Origin of the sequence: Erwinia psychrophila (assembly GCF_039023475.1) — a bacterium.
In the GTDB taxonomy this organism is placed as follows: Bacteria; Pseudomonadota; Gammaproteobacteria; order Enterobacterales; family Enterobacteriaceae; genus Erwinia.
Genome location: NZ_JBCHVB010000007.1, coordinates 213,560 through 222,150, shown reverse-complemented (window position 1 = coordinate 222,150; position 8,591 = coordinate 213,560). Strand labels below are relative to the sequence as shown.

General features: G+C 53.7%; 6 protein-coding genes, 2 tRNA genes and 1 rRNA gene. 6 read left to right on the top strand and 3 right to left on the bottom strand.

Features of this window, described 5'->3' with window-relative positions; all coding sequences use genetic code 11:
- The first annotated feature begins 46 nt into the window (after positions 1-46).
- The 4 genes from AAH446_RS16860 (at position 47) to AAH446_RS16845 (ending at position 1,534) form a co-directional block, all read left to right on the top strand.
- Positions 47-122, top strand: a tRNA-Thr gene (locus AAH446_RS16860).
- Between the two features lie 113 nt (positions 123-235).
- Positions 236-351: ribosomal RNA gene (gene rrf / locus AAH446_RS16855) — 5S ribosomal RNA — on the top strand.
- A 101-nt stretch (positions 352-452) separates the two neighbouring features.
- Positions 453-529: transfer RNA gene (locus AAH446_RS16850), tRNA-Asp, on the top strand.
- A gap of 342 nt (positions 530-871) precedes the next feature.
- Positions 872-1,534 (top strand): DUF4396 domain-containing protein, encoded by a 663-nt coding sequence (locus AAH446_RS16845; RefSeq protein WP_342907822.1) that lies wholly within the window; start codon positions 872-874, stop codon positions 1,532-1,534.
- Positions 1,535-1,631: 97 nt separating this feature from the next.
- Here the strand turns inward: AAH446_RS16845 and AAH446_RS16840 are convergent, their stop codons facing one another.
- Both AAH446_RS16840 and yafC read right to left on the bottom strand, forming a co-directional pair.
- On the bottom strand, positions 1,632-4,040 hold the full coding sequence (locus AAH446_RS16840) for a membrane-bound PQQ-dependent dehydrogenase, glucose/quinate/shikimate family (protein ID WP_342907821.1): 2,409 nt from the start codon (positions 4,038-4,040) through the stop codon (positions 1,632-1,634).
- A gap of 232 nt (positions 4,041-4,272) precedes the next feature.
- Positions 4,273-5,169: a DNA-binding transcriptional regulator YafC gene (gene yafC, locus AAH446_RS16835; RefSeq protein ID WP_342907820.1), complete on the bottom strand. Its 897-nt coding sequence runs from the start codon at positions 5,167-5,169 to the stop codon at positions 4,273-4,275.
- A gap of 277 nt (positions 5,170-5,446) precedes the next feature.
- Here yafC and AAH446_RS16830 point away from each other — a divergent pair, with 277 nt between their 5' ends.
- Together AAH446_RS16830 and AAH446_RS16825 are read left to right on the top strand one after the other, a co-directional pair.
- Positions 5,447-6,250, top strand: a complete 804-nt coding sequence (locus tag AAH446_RS16830) for an endonuclease/exonuclease/phosphatase family protein (protein WP_342907819.1) — start codon at positions 5,447-5,449, stop codon at positions 6,248-6,250.
- Positions 6,251-6,326: 76 nt separating this feature from the next.
- Positions 6,327-7,094 carry a class I SAM-dependent methyltransferase gene (locus AAH446_RS16825; RefSeq protein WP_342907818.1) on the top strand — a complete coding sequence of 256 codons (768 nt, stop codon included), beginning with the start codon at positions 6,327-6,329 and terminating at the stop codon, positions 7,092-7,094.
- Positions 7,095-7,185: 91 nt separating this feature from the next.
- On the opposite strand, the gene mltD is transcribed toward AAH446_RS16825, so the two are convergent.
- Positions 7,186-8,553 (bottom strand): murein transglycosylase D, encoded by a 1,368-nt coding sequence (gene mltD, locus AAH446_RS16820; RefSeq protein ID WP_342907817.1) that lies wholly within the window; start codon positions 8,551-8,553, stop codon positions 7,186-7,188.
- Positions 8,554-8,591 lie beyond the last annotated feature (38 nt).

Below are 8,591 nucleotides of genomic sequence, written 5' to 3'. Positions count from 1 at the left end.
ATTAAACAGTAAGCGTGTTTTTGCCGCTTGTTGTAAGTAACAAAGTGCTGATATGGCTCAGTTGGTAGAGCGCACCCTTGGTAAGGGTGAGGTCCCCAGTTCGACTCTGGGTATCAGCACCATTTATTAACTTGATACAAGTTAAGATTTAGCGGGAACAGAAGATTTGTGCTGAGAACGGCGGAAAGCCCGCAAAGTATCAGAACAAAATATTTGTTTCAGGCAGCAAGATTTGTCTGGCGGCTGTAGCGCGGTGGTCCCACCTGACCCCATGCCGAACTCAGAAGTGAAACGCCGTAGCGCCGATGGTAGTGTGGGGTCTCCCCATGCGAGAGTAGGGAACTGCCAGACATCAATTTAGACCAGTTATCTGGTCATGACCTTCCAGTGACGTGGAAAGGGTGAAACACCTGATATCAGAAGCAACATTCTGAGTTCAGTACAGAATCGGTGGAGCGGTAGTTCAGTTGGTTAGAATACCTGCCTGTCACGCAGGGGGTCGCGGGTTCGAGCCCCGTCCGTTCCGCCACTTATTTATTCAGAGGTTTATTTATAAACTGTCTGAAATTGAAAGCCGTACCTCTTTGAGGTGCGGTTTTTTTTTGCCTAAGAAAAAGCGGCAAGTTTATAACGCAGGTATTTGCCGTGTAAGCATTGCTCCTCCTGGCAGTTTGCACACTGTCTTGATAAGTCCCTCCCAATTAGCCCCTATTATCGTAGTTAAATATCTCATTTGTGGCGCTGCTAATGTAGTGGCTTGTCATTTATCCTGGCTTCCCTGTCTAAGTCCTCTTTTTTGCACACATGGGCGCGCTACTGGCATGGAAGCCGCAGACACGACTAGAATTAAAAGTTTAGCCATGGAGGAATAATGTTTATTTACAGTCTGATTATTATCGCCAGCCTTTGCACAGCTCTGGCGATCGCCTGGAATATCCGCCATCACCCTCAGCATATGAAAGTTATGTCTGTCACCTGGCCAGTAACCGGGCTCTATATGCCTGTGTTTGGCTGGTTTGTCTGGCAGGCTCTGGGTAAGCGCGCCTCAAAGCATCATTCTCATTCTTCTCAACACAACACGCATCACAATATAAGCTGGCGGGATGCCTGTGTATCAGCAACCCACTGTGGGGCAGGTTGTGTTATTGGCGATATCATCGCGGCGCCCGTTGCGGCCCTGACAAAAGCAACTCTCGCAGGCTCGGCGTTTTTCGGGCATACGCTGATCTCATTTATCGCGGCGTTTTTACTGGGTATTCTTTTTCAATATCTGCCTATGCGTGAGATGGGTGAGAAATCGCGTACCGCAGCCTTAGTGAAGGCGGTCAAAGCTGACACGATCTCCCTGATCGTTTTTCAGGCAGGAATGTTTATTTGCCTGTGGTTTTTCCGGGGGGGTGATATTAACAGCGCCACTGAAACAGGATCGGTCACCTTCTGGGGCCAGATGATTGTGGCTATGTTTTTCGGTTATGTAATTTCCGTACCCGCAAATTATCTGCTGTTAAAACGCGGTATCAAGCACGCCATGTAAGGGAAGGTTACCTGATGAGGCGAACGGTCAGATAACCTCAGGTTCCACGCGCGGGAATGTGTCAGACATCTCCGCGCTGTTTCAGGCGGTGTCAGCCCTATTTTGCAGGCAGCGCATAAGCCATCAGTGAATCACCCGATCGCGTGCCTAAGCCGCCATGCCCACCAGCGGCAATCACGACATACTGCCGCCGATCTTCACCGCGATAGGTCATGGGTGTTGCCTGTCCCCCGGCTGGCAGACGAGCGCGCCATAGCTCCTTGCCTGACTTCTCATCAAAGGCCCGAATATAATCATCTGCGGTCGCTCCCATAAAGATAAGTCCGCTCCGGGTAATGATATTCCCGCCCATCATAAACATGCCGGTTGGCAGCGGCGCATTAGTATGCGTACCAAAAATATTCATATCCCGCGTAGTACCTGCCGGACGCTCCCAAATAATTTTTCGGGTATTTAAATCAATAGCATAGAGTTTCCCCCAGGGCGGCGCGCTACAGGGCGCACCTAAAACACTCAGCCAGGGTCTGACCACAGCGGCCCAGTGGGTGCCATATTGTGGACCAACCGCGAACTCTTCAGGCTTAGGGTAAGGCTGTCCGCTTCCCCAACCCTGCCAGCGCTCCATCAGCCCTTTCTCAATCGCCTGCTGACTTTTCATCATCTGCATGGTGAAAGGCATATAGGTCGTATTGGCAATAAGTACCTTATGTTCTGGATCAACCGACGCGCCATACCAGTCCATCACGCCATCAAAAGCGGGGTAAGCGATCGACGTGCCTTCGGCTGGCGGCGTGTATTTGCCCTGATAGCGGTACTTATGAAACTGCACCCGACACCAGAGCTGATCAAATGGCGTTGCGCCCCATGTATCGCTGGCCTTCAGGTCTGGTGGACCAAGATCGGGCATGCCGGTTGAGAACGGCTGCGTTGCTGACAGATGTTCTCCGGGCAAAGAGGGGGAGACAGGGACAGGCTTTTCATCAACCTGCGCCAGCGGTTTACCATTGCGACGATCGAGCAGAAAAAGTTGACCCATTTTCGTGGTCTGTACCAGCGCCGGAATGCTGTTACCCTTACCGTCAGGCAGATCAACCAGGGTAGGACCAATAGGGAGATCGAAGTCCCAGACGTCGTGATGCACCGTCTGAAAATGCCATTTCTCCTCACCGGTTTGGATATCAAGCGCGACCAGTGCGCTGGAGTATTTGTTGTCAAAAGGCCGGCGCTTACCCCCATAGTAGTCTGGCGTTGCGTTACCCAGCGGAATAAAGATCAGTCCCAATTCCGCATCGGCGGTGTAGGTTCCCCAGCCATTTGGCGTGCCACGGGCAAAAGTTTCGCCCGGCTTAAGCGGTGCCGTTGCCGGCGTTCTGCCCAGATCCCACGCCCAGGCGGGCTGCCCGGTGGTTTCACTGTAGGCGCGTACTACCCCGGACGGCTCGCCTTCGGTTTGGTTATCGTAGATCCAGCCACCCAGAACTATTTTGCCCTTCATCACCATCGGCTGAGAGGTAATGAAATGAAAGCCTGGTGGAACCTTACCCATACGATTGGTCAGGCTAACGTAGCCCTTATCACCAAAATTCTCACAGGGTTTGCCAGTACGCGCATTGAGCGCCACCATCCGGGCATCGGCCGTGGTGCTGATAATTTTTTCCGGGCAAACGGCATCAGTGGGTACATTACTATAGGCCACACCACGACAGGCCAGATATTCGTTGGCTGAAGTGTCATTTTCAGGCGTGAATTTCCAGCGTTCGCGCCCGGTGGTGGCATCAAGCGCGATCACTTCGCGATGCGGCGTGCAGAGATAAAGGCTGTTGCCGACCTTAACCGGCGTGGCCTCGTAGCTGAACTCTCTGCCCGCTTTGTCTTCGCCCTTACGCATAACATCGCCGCTATCGTAGCGCCAGACCGGTTTGAGCTGGCTCACATTCGCCGGAGTAATTTGCTCCAGCGGTGAAAATCGCTGACCTGCTGCGTTGCGGCCATAATAACGCCATTCATTATTATCAGCATCTGAGGCAGCAGCGGGCTGCGTAGCGGTGGGGAAGGGGGTTTTATGCACAAACCGCGCATCAGTAATTTGCCAACCGCTAAAAAATATGACCAGAAGCGCTGTCACATAGACTATTCCGGAAGCTATTCCTGCACGGGCCTGCGCTTTTGAAAGCATTATGCGATGAATTATCCATGGCATGCTGAGCCAGAGGCCGAGCAGTGCCAGCGCAAAAAGACGCGGCATGAGCTGCCATCCATCCAGGCCGACTTCATACAGCGCCCAGCCTGCTGTGGCGATAAACGATGCGAGGTAGAGCCAAATCCCTGCCGGTTTACTTCGTAATATCAGCAGGCCCGCAATCAGAATGCCGAGACCGGAAACAATATACCAGGGCGTGCCACCTTCAATAGTGAGCCATATGCCCAGCACCAGCAGCAGCAAACCACATAAAGTGACAATGATGCCGCTTAGCGTAGATAAAAGGGAACGTTTTTGACCTGACACAAACGCCTCTCATGTAAAGGAACGTAAATCAAGCCTAATAAAAACCGTAGTATCTGCACGCGCTTCGCTGGAATAATCGGGATTGGTTTGTGAGATTATGTTACGCGCAGGTAATCGAATGATGTGTATGCACCTGCTACAGCAGGTCTTCTGTCCATGTTAAATAGCCCCTCAGAGGTATGCCTGCGATGCGCACAGAGTAGTGTGAGCCTTATGCAGCGGGCAATGGCAATCAGCGATCCTTTACTGACAGCCACTCGCCCATAAAATCAATAAATGCCCGGACGCGCGTACTCACGGCCCGATCGCTGTAATAAACAGCATTGAACGGCATCCCGACTGGCAGCACCTTATCGGCCAGCAGTTCCACCACACTTCCAGCCTGAATATCCTGATCGATCATAAAACCCGACAGACAGGCGATGCCGTTCCCCGTCAGACAAAGTTGTCTGAGCGTCTCGCCGCTGTTTGACGTAATCGTCGGATTTATTTCGTAAAGTTGCCCATCTTCCTGCGCCACAGGCCAGCGATTCAGGCTCTGAGGCTCAACAAAGCCCAGGCAGTGGCGATCGGCCAGATCCCCGACCCGCTGCGGCTTGCCGTACTGCTCAAGGTAGGCGGGGCTGGCAACGATTTTCCTGTAGCTGGTGAAAAGGGACCGGGCGCGCAGGCTTGAGTCTGTCAGATTACCAACACGAATAGCGATATCGACTTTGCGCTCAATAAGGTTAATGAAGGTTTCTGAGGAAACCAGCGACAGCCTGACGTCGGGATAGCGCTCGCGAAAGGCGCTGACCATCGGCATAAGCAGGTGCAGCACGACCGGCGTGGCGGCATCGATGCGCAGCAGGCCCTGGGGCGTCTGGCGGCTCTCAATGAGCTCATTTTCTGCGGCGGCCATCTCCCGGAGGATCAGCTGTACCCGACGGAAGTAAGTTTCCCCTTCCTGGGTGAGCTTAACGTGTCTGGTGGTGCGGGTAAGTAGCTCCACGCCAAGCTTCGTTTCCAGTTTCTTTACCGCGCGGCTTACGGCAGAGTTCGCCATTGCCAGCTGGCCGGCGGCACGGCTGAAGCTGCCGCTTTCTACCACCGCCACAAAAATCCGGAGTTCTTCTGAATTCGCCCTCATTTTTGCTCCTGTGGCAAAATTCCCGCTGCATTTTTTATTCTTTTGTTATTTAACCATGGGCTGGCGGCTAACGCTATCCGCTGTAAAAATACCGCATTTCGTGGTCATCTGCCGTTACTGCCGGGAAAAATCCTGCGTGAGCGGTAACGGGAGTCGGTTGCATTTGTTTACCGACTATCCGGCGTAATTAGCAGGCTCTGATTGAAACTCCGCCTTAAAGCCCCTATAACTGAATGACTAAGCGAAATTCTTAGCGGTAACAGAAGCAGGCGGTAAAGTGCGTAAAAAGACCTATGCCATGAGATATGTAGCCGGACAGCCAGCGGAACGAATATTTCCGCCTGGCGCGATGCTGCATGTCGGAAAGGCTTTACCGCCGGGCGAGCCCCTGACCACGGAATCGGCGCTGCGCGTGCTGGTGTGGAATATTTTTAAGCAGCAGCGTGCTGACTGGCTCTCGGTATTACAGAGCTTTGGTAAAGATGCTCATCTGGTTCTGTTGCAGGAGGCGCAAACCACGCCGGAGCTGGTGGACTTTGCCACCAGCAACTATCTGGCCGCCGATCAGGTACCCGCATTCGTGCTGCCTCAGCATCCCTCAGGCGTCATGACGCTGGCATCGGCCCATCCCGTTTATTGCTGCCCGCTGCGTGAGCGTGAGCCCCTGTTACGTCTGGCAAAATCGGCGCTGGTCACCGCCTATCCGCTGCCCAACAGTGAGATGCTGATGGTGGTGAATATTCACGCCGTAAATTTCAGCCTGGGTATTGACGTCTACAGCAAGCAACTGGGGCCTATTGGCGAGCAAATCATTCATCATCAGGGGCCGGTCATTATGGCGGGCGACTTCAATGCCTGGAGCCGCCAGCGCATTAACGCGCTCTATAACTTCGCCCGCGATATGGGCCTGGAAGAGGTAGGCTTTACCGACGATCACCGTCGCAAAGCTTTTGGCCGGCCACTCGATTTTGTTTTCTATCGGGGGATGGGCGTCGCCAAAGCGTCCGTACTGGTCACCCGCGCCTCCGATCATAATCCGCTACTCGTTGAATTCCATCCCGGCAAGCCTGCGCTTCTCTAGGGAACATCTGGCCTGCCTTCCCGGGCAGACCAGCAATGCGTTCTGCCCATAAAAAAACGTAATAAGGAAATTAAGTATGGCAACGCACCATCATGAACATGTTAATAACCAGTTTGGCGAGCGGGCAGATGCCTATCTGAGCAGCGCCGTGCATGCCGGTGGCCGCGATCTTGAACGCCTGGGCGAACGGCTTAACGCAGAGAAAGATGCCAGCGTGCTGGATCTGGGCTGTGGGGGAGGGCATGCCAGCTACGTTGCGGCTCAGCACGTCAGCAGCGTTGTGGCTTATGACCTCTCGGCTGAAATGCTGGAAGTGGTTAAGGTGGAGGCAAGTGCGCGGGGCTATACGCAGTTAACCACCCGCCAGGGCTACGCGGAGCAGCTGCCTTTTGAGGATGAACAGTTTGATATTGTTATCAGCCGCTATTCCGCGCATCACTGGCACGATGTGGGAAGCGCCCTGCGTGAGGTAAAACGCGTACTTAAGCCTGGCGGGCGAGTGATCTTTATGGACGTGAGTTCGCCGGGACATCCGCTGCTTGATATCTGGTTACAGACAGTAGAAGCGCTGCGGGATACGTCGCACGTGCGGGACTACTCACCGGGAGAGTGGCTGTCGATGTTCACCGACGCGGGGCTGACAATCAGTGCGGTCAGCCAGGACCGGCTGGATTTAGATTTTACAAGCTGGATTGAACGTATGCGTACCCCCGAGGTGATGACAGCGGCTATCCGGGCTTATCAGCACTCTGCGCCTGATGAAGTTCAGCGCTATTACGCGCTTCAGGCTGACGGCAGCTTCAGCACCGATACGCTCTTTATCGAGGCGGTAAAAGTCGCCTGAGCGTGGGGCAGAGGCGCTATAACAGGGCAGTAAAATAGTAAGCATAAAAAAAGCCAATCCGGGGATTGGCTTTTTTGTGCAGATAAACCGGTCAGCTATCAGGCGTGCTGCTGTTATTCACAAACAGCGTCAGCTTATCGCCCGGACGGATGTTCTCCGACCCGCCGCTGTTCCAGCGCATCACATCTTTCAGGTTCACCCCGTGACGTTTCGCAATGCTGGCCAGAGAATCACCTTTACGGACTTTATAGGTGATGCTGTTGCCATTATCGGCCAGACTGATAGCGCTACTGCCGCCCAGGCTCAGCGTTTGTCCCGGTTTAATGACGGCACCTTTCAGGTTATTCGCCTGCTTCAGCGCTTTCACAGAAACGTTATTGCGCTGCGCAATGCCGGAGAGCGTATCGCCGTTGCGCACTTTATAGGTCTTGCCGCCGTTACTGGCGAGCGCGACCGGCTGTACCGCTAAAATATCGCCCGTTGCCAGTGAGTTGCGCAGCTTCGCAACATTCGACTTCGGCACCATAATATAGTGAGGTCCGTTCGGTGCCGTTCTGCCGCGCTTGTAACCCGCATTATAGTTTTTCAGCTTGCTGACTGACATACCGGCCATCTCGGCCGCCTGCGTCAGTTCAATCGGCTGTCCCACCTCAACACGTGCCAGCGCGCGGGTTTTATTGGGGGCCGGTAAGCGAACGCCATAACGTTTGTTGTGCTTAAGGATATCACCCAGCGCCAGCATCTTAGGCACGTAGATCGTCGTTTCCTTCGGCAGCGACAGCGACCAGAAGTCCGTCGGCTTGCCGCGGGCTTTATTGGCCTTCATCGCTTTGAGAACGCGTCCTTCTCCGCTGTTATAGGCGGCGATGGTCAGTAACCAGTCGCCGTCAAACATACGGTTCATGCGCTCCATAATATCCAGCGCGGCACGGGTCGAGGCGACAACATCGCGACGTCCGTCATACCACTGGGTCTGTTTCAGACCGTAGTTACGCCCCGTCTGCGGCACGATCTGCCAGATGCCTGCGGCATTGGCGGAAGAAGTGGCATGGGGATCAAAAGCGCTCTCCACTATGGGTAGCAGTACCAGTTCCATCGGCATATTACGTTGCTTAATCTGCTCGACTATCCAGTACATATACGGCTCTGCCCGTAATGTTACATCGTGGAGATAGCTCTTGTGCTTCAAATACTTTTGCTTTTGTTCGCGTACCCGGGCGTTATCCGGGACCTTCATCTTCAGCTCGTCGCTAATGAAATTCCACAGGTTTTTATCCTGCGTCAGGCTGGTTCCATCGTCCTGCCAACGCGGTGATAATAAACGGTCTGTGTCTTTTACTTCATTCTGACCAGCCGAAGACAAGCTCTGTGCATGCTGTTCGGGCAGGTTGGCGTCATGTCTTGACGCCTGGCACCCAACCAGCAAGACCGAGGCGAGTAATATCGCTGTAGCCTTCATGTGTGTGTCAATTTGTCGCTTAAAAGACGAGCAACTAT